Origin of the sequence: Lacticaseibacillus parakribbianus (assembly GCF_025490915.1) — a bacterium.
GTDB classification, from domain to species: domain Bacteria; phylum Bacillota; class Bacilli; order Lactobacillales; family Lactobacillaceae; genus Lacticaseibacillus; species Lacticaseibacillus parakribbianus.
In genome coordinates this window covers 290800-311774 of sequence record NZ_JANQBA010000002.1, presented here as the reverse complement: position 1 = coordinate 311774, position 20975 = coordinate 290800, and the positions used below count along the sequence as shown (strand labels likewise).

The window sequence follows — 20975 nt, the reverse complement described above, 5'->3', positions numbered from 1 at the left end:
CCGGCCGCGTCCTAAGCAGCCTGGCCACCAGTGGCGTCTGGGCCTCGCCCTGGCTCAGACGATGCTGGCGTTCAGCACAGTCTTGAAGTGCTCAAGGGCCCAGGCCTGACCGCCGGGCTTGAAGGTCGCCACGGCGTCTTGGTGGATCACCAGCGGGTAGTTCAGGTTGTAGGCGTCGACCGCCGTATGCAGGACGCAGATGTCCGTGCAGACGCCGACCAGATGGAGTTCAGTGACCTGCCGCTCACGCAGCCACAGGTCCAGCGGAGTGCCGGCGAAACTGGAGTAGCGCGTCTTGTCGAAAAGCGTGACGTTCGCTTCCGCTTGGTGTTCCGTGTACCACGGGGCGAGCGGCCCATAGAGTTCGCGACCCCAGGAGCCGCGAACGTTGTGCGGCGGGAACAGCTTGCTTTCCGGGTGGTAGGGATCGTGCGGCGTGTGAACATCGGTGGGCAGGTAGACGAAGTCGCCGGCCGCCCGGAACTGCTCGGCCAAGGCGACGATGCGAGGCGCAATCGCCTGAGCCGGGACGCCGGCCGACAGAGCGCCTTGCGCCGCGACAAAATCATTGGTGTAATCGATAATCAACAGGGCTTTTGGCATTTGTAACACCTCCTGCTGCCAACTGTAGCAGAAAGCCGGGCGTTGTCAAGACATCTTAACGCTCGTGAAACCGTGTGCATTCCAGGCAGCCTTAACGCCGGCGCGACGGCCTTTGACCGGCAAAAAAGTTTGCGAAACACCGCGATTTACCTTGCGTTTTGGCGGCCGCTTCTGTATACTATCAAGAGTGCTGTGTAATCTAGTGGGTTACTATGCACTTCTGGCTCGTGTTGGGCCACGGTAGCGTGGATGTGAGAGGTTGCGACACGCCCGGCCGCTTTGCCACGGCGGCGTGGCGGAAATTTTCACGGAGCTAGTCTACTAACTGATAATAGACGAAGGAGGTCACACAATGGCAAAACAAAAGATTCGGATCCGGTTGAAGGCTTACGAACACCGCATCCTAGATCAATCCGCAGATAAGATCGTCGAGACAGCCAAGCGCACAGGTGCTACTATCTCAGGTCCGATCCCTCTGCCGACGGAACGCACGCTTTACACGGTGCTGCGTTCGCCGCATAAGTACAAGGACTCTCGGGAACAGTTCGAAATGCGCACCCACAAGCGCCTGATCGACATCGTTAACCCGACGCCCAAGACCGTTGACGCGCTGATGAAGCTCGATCTGCCAAGCGGCGTTGACATCGAAATCAAATTATAATTTATAGTATTGGAGGTGTACCCATGACACGTAAAGGAATCTTAGGTAAGAAAATTGGCATGACGCAAGTTTTCACCGCTAACGGCGAACTCGTTCCCGTTACCGTGATCGACGTGACCCCAAACATCGTCCTGCAAGTCAAGACCGTTGAATCTGACGGTTACGAAGCAGTTCAGCTGGGCTACGGCGATAAGCGTGAAATCCTTAGCAACAAGCCAAGCGTCGGTCACGCCAAGAAGGCGGACACGACCCCTAAGCGCTTCATTAAGGAAATCCGTGATGTAGCGCTTAGCGAATACGAAGTAGGCAAGGAAGTCAAGGCTGACGAATTTGCTGCTGGCGACATCGTGGATGTCACCGGTACTTCCAAGGGCCACGGTTACCAAGGTAACATCAAGAAGGATGGCCAATCTCGCGGCCCTATGGCTCACGGTTCTCGTTACCACCGTCGCCCAGGTTCTCTTGGCGCCATCATCAACAAGGTGTTCAAGGGCAAGAAGCTGCCTGGCCGGATGGGTAACCACACCCGCACCATGCAAAACCTGACCGTTATCTCGACCGACCTGGAGCACAACGTTATCCTGATCAAGGGGAACGTTCCTGGCGCCAACAAGTCGTTCGTGACGATCCGTTCCGCTGTTAAAGCAGCAACCAAGTAATACGAAGGGAGGACAATAACTAATGGCAAACGTTACTTTATACAAGCAAGATGGCTCCGAGAACGGCACCGTTGAACTGAACGATGCAATCTGGGCGATCGAACCAAACGAAAACGTCGTGTTTGACGCAGTTGTGATGCAACGCGCTTCCCTTCGTCAAGGCACTTCTAAAGTTAAGAACCGCCACGAAGTTTCCGGCGGTGGCCGCAAGCCATGGCGCCAAAAAGGGACTGGCCGTGCGCGTCAGGGCTCGATCCGCAGCCCACAGTGGCGTGGCGGTGGGATCGTCTTTGGCCCACACCCGCGTTCCTACGCTTACCGCATCAACAAGAAGGCTTACCGCCTGGCAATCAAGTCCGTTCTGTCTCAGAAGGTCACCGATTCCGAACTCGTCGTTGTCGACGGGCTGAACTTCGATGCACCGAAGACCAAGGACTTCGCCGCGGCGCTTTCCGCGCTGAAGGTTTCCGAGAAGGCACTGGTCGTTCTTGAAGCCGGCAACGACAACGCAGCTTTGGCTGCCCGCAACCTGCCGAACGTCAAGGTGATCCCGGCTGACGGTGTCAACGTCCTGGACGTTGTCAACTACGGCAAGCTGATCGTGACCCAATCCGCACTCTCAAAGATTGAGGAGGTGCTCGCATAATGGAAGCACGCGACATCATTTTACGCCCAATCGTGACCGAGCAATCCATGGCAGCCATGGACGACAAGAAGTACACCTTCGAAGTTGCCCTGCATGTCGAAAAGACCGCCGTTCGCCGTGCCGTTGAAGAGATCTTCGACGTCAAGGTCGCCAGCGTCAACATTGCCAACGTCAAGGGCAAAAAGAAGCGTCAAGGCAACTTCGTGGGCTACACCCGCAAGCGCCGCAAGGCCATCGTGACCTTGACTGCTGATTCCAAAGAAATCAAGATCTTCGAAGACTAGTTCAAATAATAAGCATAGGAGGGAACAAGCGTGGGTATTATTAAGTACAAACCTACCAGCAACGGTCGGCGTAACATGTCTGGCTCTGATTTCGCTGAAATCACCAAGACGCGTCCTGAAAAGACACTGCTTGAAAGCCAGAGCCACACGGCTGGCCGTAACTCATACGGTCACATCACGGTTCGTCACCGTGGCGGCGGCCACAAGCAATTCTACCGGACGATTGACTTCAAGCGTCAAAAAGACGGTGTCGTTGCAACGGTCAAGGCAATCGAATACGATCCAAACCGGACCGCTAACATTGCACTGCTGCACTACGAAGACGGGGTCAAGACCTACATTCTGGCACCTAAGGGCCTGAACGTTGGCGACAAGATCGTTTCCGGCGAAGAGGTCGACATCAAGGTCGGCAACGCAATGCCGCTGAAGAACATCCCGGATGGGACCACGATTCACAACATCGAGCTCAAGCCTGGTAAGGGCGGCCAACTGGCCCGTTCCGCCGGTGCCTCTGCCCAGCTGCTGGGTAAGAACGATGACGGCAAGTACGTCACGGTTCGCCTGGCTTCCGGTGAAGTGCGGATGGTTCTGGCTGTTAACCGTGCGACCATCGGCGCTGTCGGCAACGAACAGCACGAACTGATCAGCATCGGTAAGGCCGGCCGCAAGCGCTGGTTGGGCTTCCGTCCGACCGTCCGTGGTTCGGTTATGAACCCTAACGATCACCCGCATGGTGGTGGTGAAGGTAAGGCACCTATCGGCCGTCCATCTCCGCTTTCTCCATGGGGTAAGAAGACCCTCGGCAAGAAGACCCGTGATCACAAGGCCAAGTCCGAGAAGTTCATCGTTCGTCACCGTAAGACGAAGTAAGCCACTTACTGAATCACATCGAATAAAGGAGGTCACACAATGGGTCGCAGTCTTAAAAAAGGACCTTTCGCCGACGCTCATCTGATGAAGAAGATCGAAGCACAGGCGGACAGCGACAAGAAGACCGTCATCAAGACCTGGTCTCGTCGCTCTACCATTTTCCCAAGTTTCATCGGTTACACCATCGCCGTTTACGATGGTCGCAAGCACGTCCCAGTTTATGTTTCCGAAGACATGGTTGGTCACAAGCTGGGCGAATTCGTCCCAACCCGTACCTTCCGTGGTCACGCTAAGGACGACAAGAAGACCAAAGGGCGCTAGAAAGGAGCATATTCATGGCTGAACAAATTACGTCTGCAACCGCAACGGCCAAGACGGTTCGGATCGCTGCTCGCAAAGCGCGTTTGGTGATCGACCTGATCCGTGACCGCGACGTTGCCGAAGCATTGGCGATCTTGGACTTCACGCCTCGTGCGGGTTCCCCGCTCGTTGAGAAAGTTCTCAAGTCCGCTATCGCAAACGCGGAACATAACTTTGACTTAGATGCGCAAAACCTTTACGTCAAGGAAGCCTACGTTAACGAAGGCCCAACCTTGAAGCGGTTCCGTCCGCGCGCCAAGGGTTCTGCATCACCGATCAACAAGCGCACCAGCCACATTACCGTGGTTGTTGCCGAAAAAGAAGCATAAGGAGGGATAACGCGTGGGTCAGAAAATCAATCCAAACGGTTTCCGTGTTGGCGTCATTCGTGACTGGGAATCCAAGTGGTACGCAGACAAAGACTTTGCTAAGTACCTTCACGAAGACATCAAGATCCGTAAATTCATCAACGACAAGCTTGCAGAAGCCTCCGTTTCGACTATCGAAATCGAACGCGCTGCAAACCGCGTGAACATTTCCATTCACACTGCCAAGCCTGGCATGGTGATCGGCAAGGGCGGTGCCCAAGTTGAAAGTCTGCGCAAGCAGCTCAACGACTTGACCGGCCGCAAGGTTCACATCAACATCGTCGAAATCAAAAAGCCTGACTTGGACGCCAAGCTGGTTGGCGAAAGCATCGCCGCTCAGCTTGAACAGCGTGTGGCCTTCCGCCGCGCGATGAAGCAGGCGATGCAACGCACCATGCGTTCCGGCGCCAAGGGCATCAAGACCCAGGCTGCTGGTCGCTTGAACGGTGCGGATATTGCCCGTCGTGAGCACTACTCCGAAGGCACCGTGCCTTTGCACACCCTGCGTGCCGACATCGACTACGCATGGGAAGAAGCGACGACGACGTACGGCCAGATCGGCATCAAGACCTGGATCTACCGGGGCGAAGTGCTGCCTGATAAGCCTAACCGTCCTCAAGCGAAAGGAGGGAAATAACCAATGTTAGTACCTAAGCGTGTTAAGCACCGTCGCGAATTCCGCGGCAAGATGCGCGGTGCAGCCAAGGGTGGCAAGGAAGTCAGCTTTGGTGAATACGGTCTGGAAGCCCTGGAATCCCACTGGATCTCCAACCGCCAGATCGAAGCCGCTCGTGTCGCGATGACTCGTTACATGAAGCGTGGCGGGAAGGTTTGGATCCGCATTTTCCCTCAAAAGTCCTACACCAGTAAGGGTGTTGGGGTCCGCATGGGTAATGGTAAGGGTGCGCCATCCGGCTGGGTCGCAGTTGTTAAGCGCGAAAAGATCATGTTCGAAGTTGCTGGAGTTCCTGAAGAAGTTGCCAAGGAAGCACTGCGCCTGGCATCGACCAAACTCCCGGTTCGCACCAAGATCGTGAAACGCGAGGAAGTAGGTGAGCAATCTAATGAAGGCTAAGGAAATTACGGCATTAAGCGCTGCTGAGATGCTCGAAAAGGAAAAGCAGTACAAAGAAGAACTTTTCAACCTGCGCTTCCAACAAGCAACTGGTCAGCTTGAAAACACTGCTCGCTTGAAGCAAGTGCGTCACAACATCGCACGGATCAAAACGGTCCTTCGGCAGCAAGAACTCAACAAATAATCGGAAAGGAGACAATCACCTTGGAAGAACGTAATTCTCGTAAAGTTTATCAAGGCCGCGTCGTTTCGGACAAAATGGACAAGACCATTACCGTCGAAGTCAAGACGACTAAGACTCACCCGGTATACGGCAAGCGTGTGAAGTACTCAAAGAAGTACTACGCCCACGATGAGGAAAACACCGCTAAGACCGGCGACTTGGTCCGCATCATGGAAACTCGTCCGATGTCTCGCAACAAGCGTTTCCGTTTATTGAACGTTGTCGAAAAGGCAGTTCGTATCTAATCGAGATCGAGACGAAAGGAGGACCAACCCGTGATTCAACAAGAAAGTCGTCTTAAAGTGGCGGACAACTCCGGTGCCCGCGAATTACTTGTCATCAAAGTGCTTGGCGGTTCCTACCGCAAGACCGGTAACATCGGTGACATCGTTGTGGCAACTGTAAAACAAGCTACACCAGGTGGCGTTGTCAAGAAGGCTGATGTTGTGAAGGCTGTCATCGTCCGCACCAAGTCCGGTGCGCGTCGTGCAGACGGCTCCTACATCAAGTTTGACGAGAACGCGGCTGTCATCATCAACGCCGACAAGAGCCCAAAGGGGACTCGTATCTTTGGACCAGTCGCACGTGAGCTGCGTGACGGCGATTTCATGAAGATCGTTTCCTTAGCGCCCGAAGTTCTGTAATCTGACCAATAGGAGGTGCGAAACATGAAAATCAAAACTGGTGACAAAGTGCGGGTCATGCGCGGTAAAGATGCCGGCAAGACAGGGACGGTGACCAAGGTTCTGCTCAACGCAGACAAGGTCATTGTCGAAGGCGTCAACATGATCAAGAAGCACCAAAAGCCAAACAATGCCAACCCTCAGGGCGGCATTATCGACAAGGAAGCAGCGATTCACGTGTCCAACGTGATGCTGCTTGACCCGGAATCCGATAAGCCAACGCGCATCGGTTCCGCCGTTAAAGATGGTAAAAAAGTGCGGATCGCCAAGAAGTCCGGTTCCGCAATCGAAAAGTAATTCAGAAAGGAGGACTAAACTCGCATGACCAACCGTTTACAAGAACGCTACAACACTGAGATCGCGCCTGCTCTGGTTGAGAAATTCAGCTACAAGAGCACGATGCAGACCCCTAAGGTCGAAAAAATCGTCCTGAACATGGGTGTCGGCGACGCGACCCAAAACGCCAAGAACCTTGACGAAGCCGTTGCCGAGCTGAAGCTCATCTCCGGTCAGCAGCCTTTGATCACCAAGGCCAAGAAGTCCATCGCGAACTTCCGCCTGCGTGAAGGCATGGCTATCGGTGCCAAGGTTACCCTGCGCGGTGAACGCATGTACGACTTCCTTGACAAGCTGATCAACGTTTCCTTGCCTCGAGTTCGTGACTTCCACGGTATCTCCGCGAAGTCCTTCGACGGGCGTGGGAACTACACGCTTGGGGTTAAGGAACAACTGATCTTCCCTGAAGTGGATTACGACAAGGTTAACCACGTTCGGGGTCTTGACGTTGTCATCGTCACGACTGCTAACACCGATGAAGAAGCACTCGAGCTGCTTTCCAAGCTTGGGATGCCATTCGCCAAATAAGGAGGGACACACTTGGCTAAGAAGTCAATGATCGTGAAGAACAATCGGCCTGCAAAGTTCGCAGTGCAAGAATACACACGCTGCCAACGTTGTGGCCGTCCGCATTCCGTCTACCGTAAATTCAAACTCTGCCGGATTTGCCTTCGTGAATTAGCACATGCCGGTCAAATCCCAGGTATGCGCAAAGCTAGCTGGTAAACAACCACAAGTCAAAGGAGGTTAAATCAATGGTCTTGACCGATCCAATCGCAGATTACTTGACCCGGATCCGTAACGCCAACATGGTTCGTCACGAATCCCTGGTCGTACCTGCATCTAAGATGAAAATCAACATTTCCGAGATCCTTAAGTCCGAAGGCTTCATTCGTGATTACGAAGTCATCGAAGACGACAAGCAAGGCGTGATCCGCCTCTTCCTGAAGTACGGGAAGAACAACGAACGCGTCATCTCCGGCTTGAAGCGGATCTCCAAGCCTGGTCTGCGTTCATACGTGAAGGCAAACGAAGTGCCGAAGGTATTGAACGGCCTGGGCATCGCGATCCTTTCCACTCCAGAAGGCGTCATCACTGACAAAGAAGCCCGCGCGAAGAACGTTGGCGGCGAAGTGCTCGCGTACGTCTGGTAAGACAAACAATTCAAAAGGAGGTGCCTACAAGTGAGTCGTATTGGTAATAAAGCAATCACCGTCCCAGCTGGTGTCACCATCACTGCCGACGGCGAGAACATCACCGTTAAGGGTCCTAAGGGCGAATTGACTCGCCACTTTGCGCCTGAAATCGAAATGCACCAGGAAGGCGCAGAAATTACTTTCACGCGCCCGGATGATTCCTGGAAGGCGATGCACGGCACGATGCGTGCGAACCTGAACAACATGATCGTCGGCGTGACCGAAGGCTTCGTCAAGAAGCTGAAGCTCGTCGGGGTCGGCTACCGTGCCCAAAAGCAAGGTGCTAAGCTGGTCCTGGCCGTCGGTTACTCCCACCCGGTCGAGATGGAAGCCCCTGCCGGCGTTGAATTCGATGTGCCAAGCAACACCGAAATCAACGTGTCCGGGATTTCCAAGCAGGTTGTGGGTCAGTTCGCAGCCGAAATCCGCGCCGTTCGTTCCCCAGAACCTTACAAGGGCAAGGGTATTCGTTACGTTGACGAATACGTCCGTCGTCAGGAAGGTAAGACCGGTAAGTAGTCGTTAGCAAACTAAACAAGAGGTGAACATTGTGATTTCTAAGCCAGATAAAAACAAAACTCGGCAGCGGCGTCACGCGCGTGTCCGGGGTAAGATTTCTGGTACGAGCGAGCGCCCACGCTTGAACGTTTTCCGTTCTAACAAGAACATCTACGCGCAATTAATTGATGACGTAGCGGGTGTGACGCTAGCAAGTGCCTCCACTCTTGATAAAGAAATTGCCGCAACCGACAACAAGACCGCCCAGGCAACCGCCGTTGGTGAACTGATCGCCAAGCGGGCCATTGCCGCCGGTCACAAAGATGTGGTCTTTGACCGTGGTGGTTACCTCTATCATGGTCGCGTGCAGGCTTTAGCTGAAGCTGCGCGTGAAAACGGCCTCGAATTCTAATCAAAGGAGGATAACCAACACATGGCATCATACATCGATCCAAACCAACTCGACTTGGAAGACCGCGTCATTGCGATCAACCGCGTCACCAAAGTTGTCAAAGGTGGTCGTCGGCTGCGTTTTGCAACCATCGCGGTCGTCGGCGACAAGCACGGCCACGTCGGCTTCGGTACCGGTAAGGCGCAGGAAGTGCCTGAAGCGATCCGCAAAGCCGTTGAAGACGCCAAGAAGAACCTGATCGAAGTGCCGGTCGTCGGCACGACGATTCCGCATGAAGTGATCGGTCACTTCGGCGCCGGCGAAGTACTGCTGAAGCCTGCCGTTGAAGGGTCCGGGGTCGCTGCTGGGGGCGCTGTCCGTGCCGTCATGGAACTCGCCGGTATCTCTGACGTTACCAGCAAGTCCCTCGGCCGCAACACGCCGATCAACATGATCCGCGCAACCGTTGAAGGGCTCAAGCAGCTCAAGACGATTGAAGAAACCGCAGATCTTCGCGGCGTGTCCGTTTCTCACTTACAAGACTAGGAGGGCACATAATGGCTCAATTAAAAATCACGTTGACCAAGAGTGCTGCTCACCGGTTGCCTAAGCAACGCACGATTGTGAAGGAACTCGGTCTTGGTCGGGTTAACAGCTCTGTTGTTAAGCCCGACAACGCAGCCACCCGCGGTGCGATTTTCCAGATTTCCCACTTGGTTTCCGTTGAAGAGATCAAGGACTAAAACTACACACGAAACGGAGGTGTCCTAGAGTATGAAGTTGCATGAATTAAAGCCAAGCGAAGGCTCACGCCAACACGGCAAGCGCCTCGGCCGCGGTACTTCCAGCGGTCAGGGTAAGACCGCCGGTAAGGGTCAAAAAGGCCAACTGGCACGTCAGGGCGGCAAGACCCGTCTTGGGTTCGAAGGTGGCCAGATGCCACTGTTCCGCCGCATGCCAAAACGCGGTTTCAAGAACATCAACCGGAAGGACTTTGCTGTGATCAACTTGAAGGATCTCAACAAGTTCGAAGACGGGACCGAAGTCAACCCAGCATTGCTGATCGAAAGCGGCCTGGTCAAGGACGCGAAGGACGGCATCAAGTTGCTGGCTGACGGTCAACTCGACAAGAAGCTGACCATCAAGGTCAACAAGGCGTCCGAAGCTGCAGTTGAAGCGGTGAATGCCGCAGGCGGTTCGATCGAGGTGATCTAATGCTGAAGACCCTCATTAACGCGCTCAAAGTCAAGGAGATCCGCAACAAGATCCTCTTCACCTTAGGCGTTTTGCTGGTTTACCGGTTAGGATCTCAGATCTCGGTTCCTGGCGTCGATGCTTCGGCGTTGACCAAAATCAGTGAGAGTGGCTTGATCCCGTTACTTGACACTGTCAGTGGTGGCGGCCTTTCGAACTACTCGATTTTCTCCATGGGGGTTTCACCATACATCACGGCGCAGATCGTGGTCCAGCTGTTGCAGATGGACATCGTGCCCAAGTTCGTCGAATGGAGCAAGCAAGGGGAGGTCGGTCGGCGCAAGCTGAACCAGGTCACCCGTTACCTGACCATCGGCCTTGGGTTCTTCCAGGCAATTGGGATCACGGCCGGGTTCCAAACCCTGTCCGTATACGGCCTGGTGAAGAACCCGAGCATCGAGACCTATGTCGTCATCGGGATTATCCTGACCGGCGGCACGATGCTTTTGACTTGGATGGGTGAGCAGATCACCGATAAGGGGATCGGCAACGGCGTGTCGATGATCATCTTTGCCGGGATCATCGCACGTCTCCCAAGCGGTTTCCAGCAGCTCTTCACGGACAACATCGTCAACAACGATCCGAGCGACCGTTGGAAGGGCGCGTTGTTCCTGATCGCGCTGGCGGTTTTGCTGATCGCCGTCGTGACCTTCGTCACCTGGGTGCAGCAAGCCAACCGGAAGATTCCAATCCAGTACACGCGGCGCGTCACGGCAGCGGGGAGCAATTCCTACCTGCCGCTGAAGGTCAACGTGGCTGGGGTGATTCCGGTCATCTTCGCCAGCTCGTTCATCGTGACCCCGCAGACCATTCTGATGGCCTTTCAGGCCAAGCATGCCGGCGATGGTTGGTACCAAGTGATGACCAACATCTTCAACATGCAAAAGCCGGCCGGGACCGCGATCTACACCCTGTTGATCGTCGTCTTCACCTTCTTTTACGCCTTCGTCCAGGTCAACCCGGAGAAGGTCGCCGAAAACCTCACCAAGCAGGGGAGTTACATCCCAGGTGTTTGGCCCGGTAAGGAGACCGAGAAGTACATGTCCGGCGTCTTGATGCGGTTATCCACCGTCGGGGCACTGTTCCTGGGCGTTGTGGCCCTGATGCCACAGCTGGCCGCGAACATCTGGGGCCTGCCACAGTCCATCGGGCTGGGCGGCACGAGCCTCCTGATCGTGGTCATGACCGCCGTTGAGCTGGTTCGCCAGCTGGACGGACTCTTGATGAAGCGCGAGTACGTCGGCTTCATTCGAGACGATCTCATCACAGACTAGTCAATTTCGAGGAGGATGCAACGTGAATCTCATTTTAATGGGACTTCCCGGTGCAGGTAAGGGGACCCAGGCCGAGAAAATCGAGGCCGAGTACCCCATTGCCCACATCAGTACAGGGGACATGTTCCGTGCGGCCATGGCGGCCGGCACGGCGCTGGGACTCAAAGCCAAGTCTTACATGGATTCCGGGTCTTTGGTCCCGGATGAGGTGACCGAGGCCATCGTGAAGGAACGCTTAGGCGAGTCCGACACCGACGCCGGTTACATGCTGGACGGCTTCCCACGCACCATTGCGCAGGCGGAAGCGCTCGAGCAGATCACGGCCGACCTGGCCAAGCCGGTCGAGGCCGTGATCAACATCGCCGTTGAACCCGAGGTCTTGGTGGATCGCCTTTCCGGCCGGTTCATCTGCAAGACCTGCGGGGCGACCTACCACAAGCTGTACCACCCAACCAAGGTGGCCGGCACGTGCGATCGCTGCGGCGGCCACGAGTTCTTCCAGCGCGACGACGACAAGCCCGAAACGGTGAAGAACCGCCTCAAGGTCAACATTGAGATGAACACCCCGCTGCTGGACTTCTACAAGTCCCGCAACCTCTTGTTTGAAGTCAATGGGGACCAAGACATTGACCTGGTCTTTGCAGAGATCGAGAAGATCTTGAAGGCGATCGCCAAGTAGATCACGCGTCTTTTGCAAATACCCCTGACTGTTTTCAAAATTCATTTTTTATGGTACAATATCGCGGTATGTGCGGTGAGTGCCAGTGGCCTCACCCTTTTCGCGCGTAGAACCAGACATTTAGGAGGAAATTCTTAGTGGCAAAAGACGATGTAATCGAGATTCAAGGCACCGTGGTCGATACTTTACCGAACGCGATGTTCCAAGTCGAGCTTGAAAACGGGGCGACCATCCTGGCCCATGTCTCCGGGAAGATTCGGATGCACTACATCCGCATCCTGCCTGGCGACCGGGTGACCGTGGAGCTGTCGCCGTACGATCTGACCAAGGGCCGGATCACGTACCGCTTCAAGTAGGGTTGCGCTGCAGCCCTTGCCACGTGCCTGACAAGATATCCACTTAACCGGGGCCGCATTATGGCCCACCCAGAGGAGGCTTAATCATGAAAGTACGTCCATCTGTTAAAAAGATGTGCGAGCACTGCAAAGTGATCCGCCGCAAAGGCCGTGTCATGATCATTTGCCCTGCTAACCCAAAGCATAAGCAACGCCAAGGCTAAAACCTAAAACACAAATAGGAGGTGTCCATCGTATGGTTCGTATCGCTGGTGTCGACTTACCACGTGGTAAGCAAATCGTTATTGCCCTGACCTACATTTTTGGGATCGGCAAGACCACCGCTCAGAAGATCCTCAAGGAAGCAGGCGTTCCTGAAAACGTCCGCCAAGAAGACCTGACCCCAGATCAAGAAGACAAGATCCGCGCAGCCGTTGACAACATCAAGGTTGAAGGCGATCTCCGTCGCGAAGTCAGCCTGAACATCAAGCGGCTTCAGGAAATCGGTTCCTATCGTGGGATCCGTCACCGCCGTGGTCTGCCTGTTCGCGGTCAAAACACCAAGAACAACGCACGGACGCGCAAGGGTAAGAAAGTTACCATTGCCGGCAAGAAGAAATAATTAAGAAGGAGGTAATATTCGATGGCAGCACGCAAAACAACTCGTAAGCGCCGGGTGAAGAAGAACATCGAGTCCGGTGTGGCTCACATTCACTCCACGTTCAACAACACGATCGTTATGATCACCGACCCTCGCGGCAACGCGATCGCTTGGTCCTCAGCTGGTAGCCTTGGCTTCAAGGGTTCCCGTAAGTCCACGCCTTTCGCCGCTCAGATGGCCGCGGAAGCCGCAGCGAAGGAATCCATGGAACACGGCATGAAGTCTGTTGAAGTCACCGTCAAGGGCCCTGGCTCTGGTCGTGAAGCCGCGATTCGCTCCCTCCAGGCAACTGGACTTGAAGTGACCGCGATCCGCGATGTTACACCGGTTCCGCACAACGGTTCCCGTCCTCCAAAGCGTCGTCGTGTGTAATTGTGACCAGACGACTCGTCTTGGTTGACAATGTTCACTTCTCGTTTTGAAAGGGGTACAGACTAGATGATCGAATTTGAAAAGCCGAACATCACCAAAGTTGACGAAAGCACCAACTACGGCAAGTTCGTGGTCGAGCCGCTCGAACGCGGCTACGGGACCACGTTAGGTAACTCGCTGCGTCGCATCCTGTTATCCTCTTTGCCTGGTGCTGCGGTCTCCAACATCCAAATCGACGGTGTGCTCCACGAGTTCTCCACGATTGACGGCGTGTTGGAAGACGTCACCCAGATCATCCTCAACATCAAGAAGCTCGCTTTGAAGATGACCGCGGATGATGACAAAACCGTCGAGATCGACGTGGCCGGCCCGGCAACGGTGACGGCTGCCGACATCGTGACCGATAGTGACGTCGAAGTGCTTAACCCTGAGCAGTACATCTGTACCGTTGCTGAGGGCGGCCGCTTCCACGTTCGGATGACGGTTCGCACTGGTCGCGGCTACGTGCCGGCGGACCAAAACAAGAGCGACGACATGCCGATCGGGGTACTGCCTGTCGACTCCATTTTCACCCCCATCAGTCGGGTCAACTACCAAGTTGAAAGTGCTCGTGTTGGGCGGCGTAACGACTTCGACAAGCTGACTTTGGATGTTTGGACTAATGGTTCGATCTCTCCGCGCGAGGCCATCAGCCTGGCCGCGAAGATTTTGACCGAACATCTCGACATCTTCGTCAACTTGACCGATGAAGCCAAGAACGCCGAAATCATGGTTGAAAAGGAAGAGACTCACAAGGAAAAGATGCTCGAGATGACCATCGAAGAGCTCGACTTGTCTGTTCGCTCCTACAACTGCCTGAAGCGTGCTGGCATCAACACGGTTCAGGAACTGACCAACAAAACAGAAGCCGATATGATGAAGGTGCGCAACCTCGGCCGCAAATCACTTGAAGAAGTGAAGAACAAGTTATCCGACTTGGGCCTGGGTCTGCGCAAAGAAGATTAATCTCGTAAAGGAGGCCAATCCATGAGTTACCGGAAATTAGGGCGTACGAGCTCTCAACGTAAAGCACTGCTTCGCGATCTGACGACGGATCTGATCATCAACGAACGGATCACGACGACCGAAGCCCGCGCCAAGGAAATCCGCTCCACGACGGAAAAGATGATCACCTTGGGCAAGCGCAACGACTTGCACGCACGCCGTCAGGCTGCCGCATTCCTGCGCAACGAAATCGCGGACGTCAAGGAAGACGGCGACAAGGTAGTCGTTCAGTCTGCCCTGCAGAAGCTGTTCTCTGACGTTGCCCCACGCTACGCAGAACGCAACGGCGGTTACACCCGCACGTTGAAGACCGCGCCTCGTCGTGGCGATGCCGCACAAATGGTCATCATCGAACTCGTCTAAGTTCGCCTGACCACTTTTTTCAAAACCGAGCCGACCCCCGTGGCCGGTTCACTTTGATCATTTGATCGATGGAGCGTTACGATGTTGGCTACCTTTTGGTATGGGCGTCAGCCCCAGGCCTCGGCCTGCCGAGTCTAGCTTGCGAGCACCGGGCAACCGGTGTCTCCATCTCAAATGATTTTTTTTACATACTGGGCCTCCGCGAAAGCGGGGGCCTTTCGTGTGGTCGCGCGGCGCTGCCACCGGGCCGCACCGGCCGTGGTGCCGGCGGCGGCCACGGGGTCTGGCTTTTCCGCCGGCGGGTGGCCGTGTTACGATGGAAGTGTCGAGAGGACGCCGCTGACGCAACGAGAAAGTGGGGACGACCATGACAGACGCTACCGTGCCACGCGTTGAAGGCGTGGCGATGCTGCCGAACCTGTTTTTGCGCGTGACCTATCGAGACGGCGAGGTTCGCTACGTGCGAAGCCCGGTCAACAAGCAGATCACCGCCGGGGCCTCGCGCAAGGTGACGGCCAAGACGCTTGGGGCCATGATGCAAACCAGCGCCGCCAGCTACATTCCCGCCAACGCCATCGACATCAATCCGGACAACACCTTCGCCGTCAATGCGGTGCGCTACGACGGCGACGACCTGTACCGCAACGGGCGGCGGTCGTACATGGGGTGAGCCCAGATCAAAAGGCGACCGCCACCACGGGGCCGCCTTTTTGGTGTTTTCAGGCCGGCGGCGTCAGCGCGGGGAATCAGGTGCCGCGTGGCCGCACGGGATTCGGTGACCCGGTGCGGTGGTTGCGGTGACAGTGGCGTGGTGAGAGTGATACAGTTAGCGTTTTAGAAGCATGACAGATGCAAATATGGTATCATGATTCCGTCATGCAAAATCGGAAAAGAGGGGCATCATGGCCGAAGCGATCACGATCGATCATTTGAATTTTCATTATCCGGATGCGGATCATCCCACGCTCAAGGACATCAGCCTGACCGTGCATCAAGGCGAGTGGGTCGCCATCATCGGCCACAACGGGTCGGGCAAGTCGACGCTGGCCAAGAACATCAACGGCCTGCTGGCGCCGGATTCCGGCACGGTGGTGGTCGGCGGCCTGACGCTGGCCGAAGACACCGTGTGGGACATCCGGGCCAAGGTCGGCATCGTGTTCCAGAACCCGGACAATCAGTTCGTCGGCGCGACGGTGGCCGACGATGTCGCGTTCGGGCTGGAGAACCGCGGGGTGCCGCGGCCGGAGATGCTGGTGCGGGTGCGAGACGCGCTTGAGGCCGTCGGGATGAGCGAGTTTGCGACCCGTGAGCCGGCACGGCTGTCGGGCGGTCAAAAGCAGCGCGTCGCGATCGCCGGCATCGTGGCGCAACGCCCGGACATCATCATTTTGGACGAGGCGACGTCGATGCTGGACCCCGCCGGCCGTGCCGAGATTGTCGCGCTGATCCAGAAGCTGCGGGCGGACACCGACCTGACCGTGCTGTCGATCACCCACGATATCGACGAGGCGGCCAAGGCCAACCGCGTCATTTTGCTCAACGACGGCGAGATTCGCGAGGCGGGGACGCCGGATGAGATCTTCGCCTACGGTCCCGAGCTGATCAAGCTGGGGCTGGACGTCCCGTACCCGGAGAAGCTGAAGGCGGCACTGGCGGCGCGTGGCGTCAAGGTGCCGGCGACATACCTGTCTGAGGAAGGCCTGGTGGATTACTTATGGACATTACATTCGACCATGTGAGCTACACGTACCAGGCCGGGACACCGTTCTCCGGGCTGGGACTCAAGGACATCAGCACCACCATCAAGGGCGGTGCCTACACGGCCATCATCGGCCACACCGGCTCCGGCAAGTCGACGCTGCTGCAGCATCTGAACGCCTTGATCAAGCCGACCAGCGGCACCGTGACCATCGGCGACTTCACCATCACCAGCGAGACGTCGAACAAGAACCTGCGGCCGCTGCGCCAGAAGGTCGGCATGGTGTTCCAGTTCGCCGAAAATCAGCTGTTCGAGCAGACCGTGGCGCAAGACATCGCCTTTGGCCCCAAGAACTTCGGGGTGCCTGAGAAGGACGCGCTGGCGCTGGCGGCCAAAATGATGCCGCTGGTGGGGCTGCCGGAGGCGCTGCTCGAACGCTCGCCCTTTGACCTGTCGGGCGGCCAGATGCGCCGCGTGGCGATCGCCGGGGTGCTGGCGATGCAGCCGGAGGTGCTGGTCTTGGACGAGCCGACCGCGGGGCTTGATCCCGCCGGCCGCCAGGAAATGATGCAGATGTTCAACCGGCTGCACCAGGAGTCGGGGCTGACCATCGTGCTGGTCACCCACCAGATGGACGACGTGGCCGACTACGCCGACAACGTGCTGGTGATGCAAAACGGCGAGCTGGTGCGGCAAGGGACCCCGGCCGAAGTGTTCGCCGACCCGGATTGGCTGCGTCAGCACTCGCTGGGGCTGCCCAAAACGGCGGTGATGGCCGAGAAGCTGGCGGCCAAGGGCTTCCAGTTCGATCCGCTGCCGCTGACCGCCGGCGCCTTGGCGGATCAGCTGCTGCCACAGATTGGAGGGGACGCCCGTGAATAAGCTGCTGCTAGGGCGTTACCTGCCCGGCGACTCCTGGGTCCACCGGCTGGATCCGCGAACCAAGCTGATGGCCAGCTTCTATTACATCGCCATCATTTTCCTGGCCAACAATTGGCAGTCTTACCTGCTGATGTTCGCCGTGACCATGGCGATGCTCGCCGCATCCAAAATCAAATTGGGCTTCTTCTTGCGTGGGGTGCGGCCGATGATCTGGCTGATCCTGTTCACCGTCGTGCTGCAGATTTTCTTCACCAAGGGGGGACCGACGTATTGGTCCTTCGGGTGGCTGGCGATCACGCAGTTCGGGCTGGTCAACGGCGCGTTCATCTTCATGCGCTTCGTCTTGATCATCTTCGTCTCGACGCTTCTGACGCTGACCACGCAGCCGCTGTCTCTGGCGGATGCGGTGGAGTCGCTGCTGCGGCCGCTGCGTAAGTTACACGTGCCGGTGACCGAGCTGGCCTTGGTGCTGCAGATCGCGCTGCGCTTCGTGCCGACCCTGATGGACCAGACGACCAAGATTATGAACGCGCAACGGGCCCGGGGGGTCGATTTTGGCTCCGGCAACCTGTTTCAGCAGATGAAGGCGGTGGTGCCGCTTCTGATTCCGTTGTTCGTGGATTCGTTCACGATTGCCGAGGACCTCGCGACGGCGATGGATGCCCGTGGCTACCAGGGCGGCGACAACCGCACCAAGTACCGCGTCCTGAACTATCACAGGGCCGACGTGTTCGCCGGACTCGCGATGGTGGTCTTGACGGCGGCGCTGGTGCTGCTTCGCGCGTAGACAAGTGTTGCAGTCGGCGGTCGGGCCATGTGGTCGGCCGCTTTTGACTGCCGGAAAGGCATACGATGACGCATTACAAACTGACGCTGGCTTACGACGGTACCAAGTTCGCCGGCTACCAGGTGCAGCCCCGCCAACGCACGGTGCAGGGGGTGTTGCAAAAGGCCTTGGGCAAAATGGCCAAGTGCGAGTCCATTCACGTCGACGGCTCCGGTCGCACCGACTCCGGGGTGCATGCGCTGGGCCAGGTGGTCTCCTTTGATTTCCCGGGAAATATTCCCGCCCGGTCGATGCTGCTCGCGATGAACTCGCTGATGCCCCTGGACATTGAGATCCTGAAGGCCGAGATCGTCCCCAGCGCGTTTCACGCCCGGTACTCGGCCATCGGCAAGCGCTACCTGTACCGGGTTGCGCGTGGCCGCTTCACCGACCCGTTCAACCGCCTCTACACCGGCCACTACCCGTACCCCCTGGATCTCGACCTGATTCGCGCGGCGCTGCCGGATGTCGTCGGGACCCACGACTTCACGAGCTTTGCGGCCAGCGGCGGCGTGATTGTCGACAAGGTGCGCACGATTTACGAGGCGACCGTGCGAGAAGACGTCGCGCGAAACGAGATCGTGTTTGAGTTTTACGGCAACGGGTTTCTCTACAACATGGTGCGGATCCTGGTCGCCACGCTGCTGGAAATCGGCAACGGCCGGCGCCCGGTTCACGACTTCCTGCGCCTGTACGAGGTGTTGGACCGCCAGCAGGCTCGCGGCACCGCCCCGGCCTCGGGGCTGTACCTGAAGGAAGTGTACTACCCGGAGGACGACCGGGCGCGGCAGTGACGGGCGTTGGCGCCTGTTGGGTAGCGGACCGGCAAGGCGGCCGTCGCGGGGCGGCGGATGCGGCGGTGAGCTTGGCCCCGGGTTGCGCGTGGTTGGGCCAGCGGCTCGGCTGGGCGGCGGTGTTCGCGCTGTGTCTGGGCCTGACGGCGCTGCTGGGCGGCTGCGGTGGCGTGGTGCTGCGTGGCCCGAAGATTCAGGCGTGATGGCTACTGGGAAACGCCTGGTGGAGTTGACGCGAAAAACGCGTCAGTCGCGTTGACTTCCCGCCGCATTTTTGGTATGTTAGTAGCTGGTATTGTTTGCCCCACGATAAGCCCCGGAAACTTATGACGTGTCAAACAAGCACAGAAACATTGGAGGAAACAAATCGTGCGTACAACATTTATGGCTAAGCCAGGCGAAATCGAACGTAAATGGTATGTGATCGACGCAACGGACATCAGCCTTGGCCGTTTGGCTTCCGTCGTCGCTTCCATCCTGCGCGGCAAGAACAAGCCGACCTTTACCCCGCACGTTGACACCGGTGACAATGTCATCGTCATCAACGCCGCGAACCTGAAGCTGACCGGCAACAAGGCCAGCGACAAGATCTACTACCGTCACAGCCAACATCCAGGTGGTTTGAAGCATGAAGTTGCTGGCGATCTGCTGAAGAACGACCCAGCACGCTTGGTCGAATACGCTGTCAAGAAGATGCTGCCTACCAAGAACACGCTTGGTCACCAGCAATTCATGAAGCTTCACGTGTACGCCGGGGAAGATCACTCCCACGAAGCACAGAAGCCAGAAGTACTCGACATCACCAACCTAATCTAAGGAGGATACAACTGTGGCTCAAGTATCTTACAGCGGCACTGGTCGCCGCAAAAACTCCGTTGCCCGGGTCCGTCTGGTTCCTGGCTCCGGCAAAATCACAATCAACGGCAAGGACGTCCACGACTACCTGCCATATGAAAACCTGATCCTTGATCTGACCCAGCCTTTCGGTATCACCGAAACCACCGGTCAGTACGACGTCTTGGTTAACGCCAATGGCGGCGGCTTCACCGGTCAGACCGGTGCCATTCGTCACGGGATTTCCCGTGCGCTGCTCACCGTTGACCCAGACTTCCGCGGTCCCCTCAAGCGTGCCGGCATGCTCACGCGTGACCCTCGCATGAAGGAACGTAAGAAGCCAGGTCTGAAGAAGGCCCGTAAGGCTAGTCAGTTCTCCAAGCGTTAATCGTTCTCGATTCGATGCTGCGAGCGGTTGCTTCGGCGGCCGACTGGTCCGGCTTACGGACAAGGTAAGCCCACTCATTGCGAGTGGGCTTATTTTTGTGCCTTCTGCGCCACGTGGCGAGCTAAAAAGTTGACGGGCAAAATGACAGGGCTTACACTAGCCTCAGATGATTATCTTAGGACGGGGAGGCGGCTTTGATCACAGCCGCAGCACGACCACTGTCTATGGGGAACGGTCCGGGACATAAGCATTCCCAGTACCCCACTCATGCCATGCCGTACCAGGCAACAACGCCGACGTTTTCGCGCAACGGTCCCCTCCGATTGGGACCGACCACCAGGGTGTGGACCACCATCTTCCTGCCGCACAGTCCGGTGCCTACTCGCTTGCGAGGTAGCTGCGGTGCCGAACTGACAGGGAGCTTGTACCAGCCAGCATGTACCGCGAGTCGACCTGTGCCGGCTCGCGGGGGCGAAACCAGCGTCAATCACCAATCAGCAAGCCTTAGCCGCCGAGCGCAAGTCGCTGGGTGGCTTCGGCGCGTCCGGCGCATTTGGGGCCGGTGTGGGCCAGGCGCTGCGTGGCGCGGGTCGACGATTGCCTGCCGGCGTCACCGCTTGGACCGCGGCACCGTGGCCACGGCAAGCAAAAACCGTCAGACCATTGAGTCCCGGGCAATCATTAGACAAGGCGTCTGATGATTATGGGGTCCCTCAA

38 protein-coding genes are annotated in these 20975 nt (G+C 56.9%); 37 read left to right on the top strand and 1 reads right to left on the bottom strand.

The window, feature by feature from the left end; translation table 11 throughout:
- Nucleotides 1-54: 54 nt before the first annotated feature.
- A complete protein-coding gene (locus NUH19_RS03440; protein WP_262315157.1) occupies nt 55-603 on the bottom strand; it encodes a cysteine hydrolase family protein in 549 nt (182 codons plus the stop codon).
- 352 nt (nt 604-955) lie between these two features.
- Between NUH19_RS03440 and rpsJ the strand changes: the two genes are divergently transcribed.
- From rpsJ to rpsI, 37 genes are all read left to right on the top strand, one after another.
- Nucleotides 956-1264, top strand: coding sequence for a 30S ribosomal protein S10 (rpsJ, locus tag NUH19_RS03435; protein ID WP_003567567.1), 309 nt, complete (start codon nt 956-958; stop codon nt 1262-1264).
- A gap of 23 nt (nt 1265-1287) precedes the next feature.
- Nucleotides 1288-1923 carry a 50S ribosomal protein L3 gene (gene rplC, locus NUH19_RS03430; protein ID WP_262315156.1) on the top strand — a complete coding sequence of 212 codons (636 nt, stop codon included), beginning with the start codon at nt 1288-1290 and terminating at the stop codon, nt 1921-1923.
- Between the two features lie 22 nt (nt 1924-1945).
- Nucleotides 1946-2569, top strand: coding sequence for a 50S ribosomal protein L4 (gene rplD, locus NUH19_RS03425; protein ID WP_262315155.1), 624 nt, complete (start codon nt 1946-1948; stop codon nt 2567-2569).
- On the top strand, nt 2569-2853 hold the full coding sequence (rplW, locus tag NUH19_RS03420; RefSeq protein ID WP_262315154.1) for a 50S ribosomal protein L23: 285 nt from the start codon (nt 2569-2571) through the stop codon (nt 2851-2853). Before rplD ends, rplW begins: the two co-directional genes overlap by 1 nt.
- A gap of 30 nt (nt 2854-2883) precedes the next feature.
- Nucleotides 2884-3723: a 50S ribosomal protein L2 gene (rplB, locus tag NUH19_RS03415; RefSeq protein ID WP_225046464.1), complete on the top strand. Its 840-nt coding sequence runs from the start codon at nt 2884-2886 to the stop codon at nt 3721-3723.
- 39 nt (nt 3724-3762) lie between these two features.
- Nucleotides 3763-4044 carry a 30S ribosomal protein S19 gene (rpsS, locus tag NUH19_RS03410; protein WP_225046465.1) on the top strand — a complete coding sequence of 94 codons (282 nt, stop codon included), beginning with the start codon at nt 3763-3765 and terminating at the stop codon, nt 4042-4044.
- Nucleotides 4045-4058: 14 nt separating this feature from the next.
- Nucleotides 4059-4412, top strand: a complete 354-nt coding sequence (gene rplV, locus NUH19_RS03405; RefSeq protein ID WP_225046466.1) for a 50S ribosomal protein L22 — start codon at nt 4059-4061, stop codon at nt 4410-4412.
- Between the two features lie 13 nt (nt 4413-4425).
- Nucleotides 4426-5088, top strand: a complete 663-nt coding sequence (gene rpsC / locus NUH19_RS03400; protein WP_262315153.1) for a 30S ribosomal protein S3 — start codon at nt 4426-4428, stop codon at nt 5086-5088.
- 3 nt (nt 5089-5091) lie between these two features.
- Nucleotides 5092-5526 (top strand): 50S ribosomal protein L16, encoded by a 435-nt coding sequence (gene rplP / locus NUH19_RS03395; RefSeq protein WP_262315152.1) that lies wholly within the window; start codon nt 5092-5094, stop codon nt 5524-5526.
- Nucleotides 5516-5710, top strand: a complete 195-nt coding sequence (gene rpmC, locus NUH19_RS03390) for a 50S ribosomal protein L29 (RefSeq protein ID WP_225046469.1) — start codon at nt 5516-5518, stop codon at nt 5708-5710. The genes rplP and rpmC overlap by 11 nt, the downstream gene beginning before the upstream one ends.
- Nucleotides 5711-5730: 20 nt before the next feature.
- The gene (gene rpsQ / locus NUH19_RS03385; RefSeq protein WP_225046470.1) at nt 5731-5994 is read left to right on the top strand and encodes a 30S ribosomal protein S17; all 264 of its coding nucleotides are present in this window, start codon (nt 5731-5733) and stop codon (nt 5992-5994) included.
- A 30-nt stretch (nt 5995-6024) separates the two neighbouring features.
- The gene (gene rplN / locus NUH19_RS03380; RefSeq protein ID WP_262315151.1) at nt 6025-6393 is read left to right on the top strand and encodes a 50S ribosomal protein L14; all 369 of its coding nucleotides are present in this window, start codon (nt 6025-6027) and stop codon (nt 6391-6393) included.
- Nucleotides 6394-6417: 24 nt separating this feature from the next.
- The gene (gene rplX, locus NUH19_RS03375; RefSeq protein WP_262315150.1) at nt 6418-6729 is read left to right on the top strand and encodes a 50S ribosomal protein L24; all 312 of its coding nucleotides are present in this window, start codon (nt 6418-6420) and stop codon (nt 6727-6729) included.
- A gap of 24 nt (nt 6730-6753) precedes the next feature.
- Nucleotides 6754-7296: a 50S ribosomal protein L5 gene (rplE, locus tag NUH19_RS03370; RefSeq protein ID WP_262315149.1), complete on the top strand. Its 543-nt coding sequence runs from the start codon at nt 6754-6756 to the stop codon at nt 7294-7296.
- 12 nt (nt 7297-7308) lie between these two features.
- On the top strand, nt 7309-7494 hold the full coding sequence (locus NUH19_RS03365) for a type Z 30S ribosomal protein S14 (RefSeq protein ID WP_054717680.1): 186 nt from the start codon (nt 7309-7311) through the stop codon (nt 7492-7494).
- A gap of 29 nt (nt 7495-7523) precedes the next feature.
- Nucleotides 7524-7922: a 30S ribosomal protein S8 gene (rpsH, locus tag NUH19_RS03360; protein ID WP_262315148.1), complete on the top strand. Its 399-nt coding sequence runs from the start codon at nt 7524-7526 to the stop codon at nt 7920-7922.
- 30 nt (nt 7923-7952) lie between these two features.
- Nucleotides 7953-8483 (top strand): 50S ribosomal protein L6, encoded by a 531-nt coding sequence (gene rplF, locus NUH19_RS03355; protein WP_262315147.1) that lies wholly within the window; start codon nt 7953-7955, stop codon nt 8481-8483.
- A gap of 31 nt (nt 8484-8514) precedes the next feature.
- Nucleotides 8515-8874, top strand: coding sequence for a 50S ribosomal protein L18 (gene rplR, locus NUH19_RS03350; RefSeq protein ID WP_262315146.1), 360 nt, complete (start codon nt 8515-8517; stop codon nt 8872-8874).
- Between the two features lie 21 nt (nt 8875-8895).
- Nucleotides 8896-9399 carry a 30S ribosomal protein S5 gene (rpsE, locus tag NUH19_RS03345; RefSeq protein ID WP_262315145.1) on the top strand — a complete coding sequence of 168 codons (504 nt, stop codon included), beginning with the start codon at nt 8896-8898 and terminating at the stop codon, nt 9397-9399.
- Nucleotides 9400-9410: 11 nt separating this feature from the next.
- On the top strand, nt 9411-9596 hold the full coding sequence (gene rpmD, locus NUH19_RS03340; protein ID WP_262315144.1) for a 50S ribosomal protein L30: 186 nt from the start codon (nt 9411-9413) through the stop codon (nt 9594-9596).
- A gap of 31 nt (nt 9597-9627) precedes the next feature.
- Nucleotides 9628-10068: a 50S ribosomal protein L15 gene (rplO, locus tag NUH19_RS03335; RefSeq protein ID WP_225046479.1), complete on the top strand. Its 441-nt coding sequence runs from the start codon at nt 9628-9630 to the stop codon at nt 10066-10068.
- Nucleotides 10068-11381: a preprotein translocase subunit SecY gene (gene secY / locus NUH19_RS03330; RefSeq protein ID WP_262315143.1), complete on the top strand. Its 1314-nt coding sequence runs from the start codon at nt 10068-10070 to the stop codon at nt 11379-11381. Before rplO ends, secY begins: the two co-directional genes overlap by 1 nt.
- A 22-nt stretch (nt 11382-11403) precedes the next feature.
- The gene (locus NUH19_RS03325) at nt 11404-12060 is read left to right on the top strand and encodes an adenylate kinase (protein WP_262315142.1); all 657 of its coding nucleotides are present in this window, start codon (nt 11404-11406) and stop codon (nt 12058-12060) included.
- A 137-nt stretch (nt 12061-12197) separates the two neighbouring features.
- Entirely contained in the window at nt 12198-12416 is a 219-nt protein-coding gene (gene infA / locus NUH19_RS03320; protein ID WP_225046482.1) for a translation initiation factor IF-1, read from the top strand.
- Nucleotides 12417-12502: 86 nt separating this feature from the next.
- Nucleotides 12503-12619: a 50S ribosomal protein L36 gene (gene rpmJ / locus NUH19_RS03315; RefSeq protein WP_125706037.1), complete on the top strand. Its 117-nt coding sequence runs from the start codon at nt 12503-12505 to the stop codon at nt 12617-12619.
- Between the two features lie 32 nt (nt 12620-12651).
- Nucleotides 12652-13017 (top strand): 30S ribosomal protein S13, encoded by a 366-nt coding sequence (rpsM, locus tag NUH19_RS03310; RefSeq protein ID WP_262315141.1) that lies wholly within the window; start codon nt 12652-12654, stop codon nt 13015-13017.
- 21 nt (nt 13018-13038) lie between these two features.
- A complete protein-coding gene (gene rpsK, locus NUH19_RS03305; RefSeq protein ID WP_125706033.1) occupies nt 13039-13428 on the top strand; it encodes a 30S ribosomal protein S11 in 390 nt (129 codons plus the stop codon).
- Between the two features lie 66 nt (nt 13429-13494).
- Entirely contained in the window at nt 13495-14433 is a 939-nt protein-coding gene (locus NUH19_RS03300) for a DNA-directed RNA polymerase subunit alpha (RefSeq protein ID WP_262315140.1), read from the top strand.
- Between the two features lie 21 nt (nt 14434-14454).
- Nucleotides 14455-14835 (top strand): 50S ribosomal protein L17, encoded by a 381-nt coding sequence (gene rplQ, locus NUH19_RS03295; protein ID WP_225046486.1) that lies wholly within the window; start codon nt 14455-14457, stop codon nt 14833-14835.
- Nucleotides 14836-15202: 367 nt separating this feature from the next.
- The gene (locus tag NUH19_RS03290; RefSeq protein WP_262315139.1) at nt 15203-15505 is read left to right on the top strand and encodes a hypothetical protein; all 303 of its coding nucleotides are present in this window, start codon (nt 15203-15205) and stop codon (nt 15503-15505) included.
- 232 nt (nt 15506-15737) lie between these two features.
- Nucleotides 15738-16574 (top strand): energy-coupling factor ABC transporter ATP-binding protein, encoded by an 837-nt coding sequence (locus NUH19_RS03285; protein WP_262315138.1) that lies wholly within the window; start codon nt 15738-15740, stop codon nt 16572-16574.
- The gene (locus tag NUH19_RS03280; protein ID WP_262315137.1) at nt 16550-17416 is read left to right on the top strand and encodes an energy-coupling factor ABC transporter ATP-binding protein; all 867 of its coding nucleotides are present in this window, start codon (nt 16550-16552) and stop codon (nt 17414-17416) included. Before NUH19_RS03285 ends, NUH19_RS03280 begins: the two co-directional genes overlap by 25 nt.
- Nucleotides 17409-18203 (top strand): energy-coupling factor transporter transmembrane component T family protein, encoded by a 795-nt coding sequence (locus NUH19_RS03275; protein WP_262315136.1) that lies wholly within the window; start codon nt 17409-17411, stop codon nt 18201-18203. The genes NUH19_RS03280 and NUH19_RS03275 overlap by 8 nt, the downstream gene beginning before the upstream one ends.
- A gap of 65 nt (nt 18204-18268) precedes the next feature.
- Nucleotides 18269-19036 (top strand): tRNA pseudouridine(38-40) synthase TruA, encoded by a 768-nt coding sequence (gene truA, locus NUH19_RS03270; protein ID WP_262315135.1) that lies wholly within the window; start codon nt 18269-18271, stop codon nt 19034-19036.
- A gap of 71 nt (nt 19037-19107) precedes the next feature.
- Complete coding sequence (locus tag NUH19_RS03265) at nt 19108-19239, top strand: hypothetical protein (RefSeq protein WP_262315134.1); 132 nt, start codon at nt 19108-19110, stop codon at nt 19237-19239.
- A gap of 166 nt (nt 19240-19405) precedes the next feature.
- Nucleotides 19406-19852 (top strand): 50S ribosomal protein L13, encoded by a 447-nt coding sequence (rplM, locus tag NUH19_RS03260; RefSeq protein ID WP_225046492.1) that lies wholly within the window; start codon nt 19406-19408, stop codon nt 19850-19852.
- Nucleotides 19853-19865: 13 nt separating this feature from the next.
- Entirely contained in the window at nt 19866-20258 is a 393-nt protein-coding gene (gene rpsI / locus NUH19_RS03255) for a 30S ribosomal protein S9 (protein ID WP_225046493.1), read from the top strand.
- The last annotated feature ends 717 nt before the right edge of the window (nt 20259-20975 follow it).

Coding starts and splice junctions, on each gene's coding strand:
- NUH19_RS03440 (WP_262315157.1), bottom strand. CDS start 603: ATGCCAAAAGCCCTGTTGATTATCGATTACACCAATGATTTTGTCGCG.
- rpsJ (WP_003567567.1), top strand. CDS start 956: ATGGCAAAACAAAAGATTCGGATCCGGTTGAAGGCTTACGAACACCGC.
- rplC (WP_262315156.1), top strand. CDS start 1,288: ATGACACGTAAAGGAATCTTAGGTAAGAAAATTGGCATGACGCAAGTT.
- rplD (WP_262315155.1), top strand. CDS start 1,946: ATGGCAAACGTTACTTTATACAAGCAAGATGGCTCCGAGAACGGCACC.
- rplW (WP_262315154.1), top strand. CDS start 2,569: ATGGAAGCACGCGACATCATTTTACGCCCAATCGTGACCGAGCAATCC.
- rpsS (WP_225046465.1), top strand. CDS start 3,763: ATGGGTCGCAGTCTTAAAAAAGGACCTTTCGCCGACGCTCATCTGATG.
- rplV (WP_225046466.1), top strand. CDS start 4,059: ATGGCTGAACAAATTACGTCTGCAACCGCAACGGCCAAGACGGTTCGG.
- rplP (WP_262315152.1), top strand. CDS start 5,092: ATGTTAGTACCTAAGCGTGTTAAGCACCGTCGCGAATTCCGCGGCAAG.
- rpmC (WP_225046469.1), top strand. CDS start 5,516: ATGAAGGCTAAGGAAATTACGGCATTAAGCGCTGCTGAGATGCTCGAA.
- rplX (WP_262315150.1), top strand. CDS start 6,418: ATGAAAATCAAAACTGGTGACAAAGTGCGGGTCATGCGCGGTAAAGAT.
- rplE (WP_262315149.1), top strand. CDS start 6,754: ATGACCAACCGTTTACAAGAACGCTACAACACTGAGATCGCGCCTGCT.
- rpsH (WP_262315148.1), top strand. CDS start 7,524: ATGGTCTTGACCGATCCAATCGCAGATTACTTGACCCGGATCCGTAAC.
- rpsE (WP_262315145.1), top strand. CDS start 8,896: ATGGCATCATACATCGATCCAAACCAACTCGACTTGGAAGACCGCGTC.
- rpmD (WP_262315144.1), top strand. CDS start 9,411: ATGGCTCAATTAAAAATCACGTTGACCAAGAGTGCTGCTCACCGGTTG.
- rplO (WP_225046479.1), top strand. CDS start 9,628: ATGAAGTTGCATGAATTAAAGCCAAGCGAAGGCTCACGCCAACACGGC.
- secY (WP_262315143.1), top strand. CDS start 10,068: ATGCTGAAGACCCTCATTAACGCGCTCAAAGTCAAGGAGATCCGCAAC.
- rpmJ (WP_125706037.1), top strand. CDS start 12,503: ATGAAAGTACGTCCATCTGTTAAAAAGATGTGCGAGCACTGCAAAGTG.
- rpsM (WP_262315141.1), top strand. CDS start 12,652: ATGGTTCGTATCGCTGGTGTCGACTTACCACGTGGTAAGCAAATCGTT.
- rpsK (WP_125706033.1), top strand. CDS start 13,039: ATGGCAGCACGCAAAACAACTCGTAAGCGCCGGGTGAAGAAGAACATC.
- NUH19_RS03300 (WP_262315140.1), top strand. CDS start 13,495: ATGATCGAATTTGAAAAGCCGAACATCACCAAAGTTGACGAAAGCACC.
- rplQ (WP_225046486.1), top strand. CDS start 14,455: ATGAGTTACCGGAAATTAGGGCGTACGAGCTCTCAACGTAAAGCACTG.
- NUH19_RS03290 (WP_262315139.1), top strand. CDS start 15,203: ATGACAGACGCTACCGTGCCACGCGTTGAAGGCGTGGCGATGCTGCCG.
- NUH19_RS03285 (WP_262315138.1), top strand. CDS start 15,738: ATGGCCGAAGCGATCACGATCGATCATTTGAATTTTCATTATCCGGAT.
- NUH19_RS03280 (WP_262315137.1), top strand. CDS start 16,550: ATGGACATTACATTCGACCATGTGAGCTACACGTACCAGGCCGGGACA.
- truA (WP_262315135.1), top strand. CDS start 18,269: ATGACGCATTACAAACTGACGCTGGCTTACGACGGTACCAAGTTCGCC.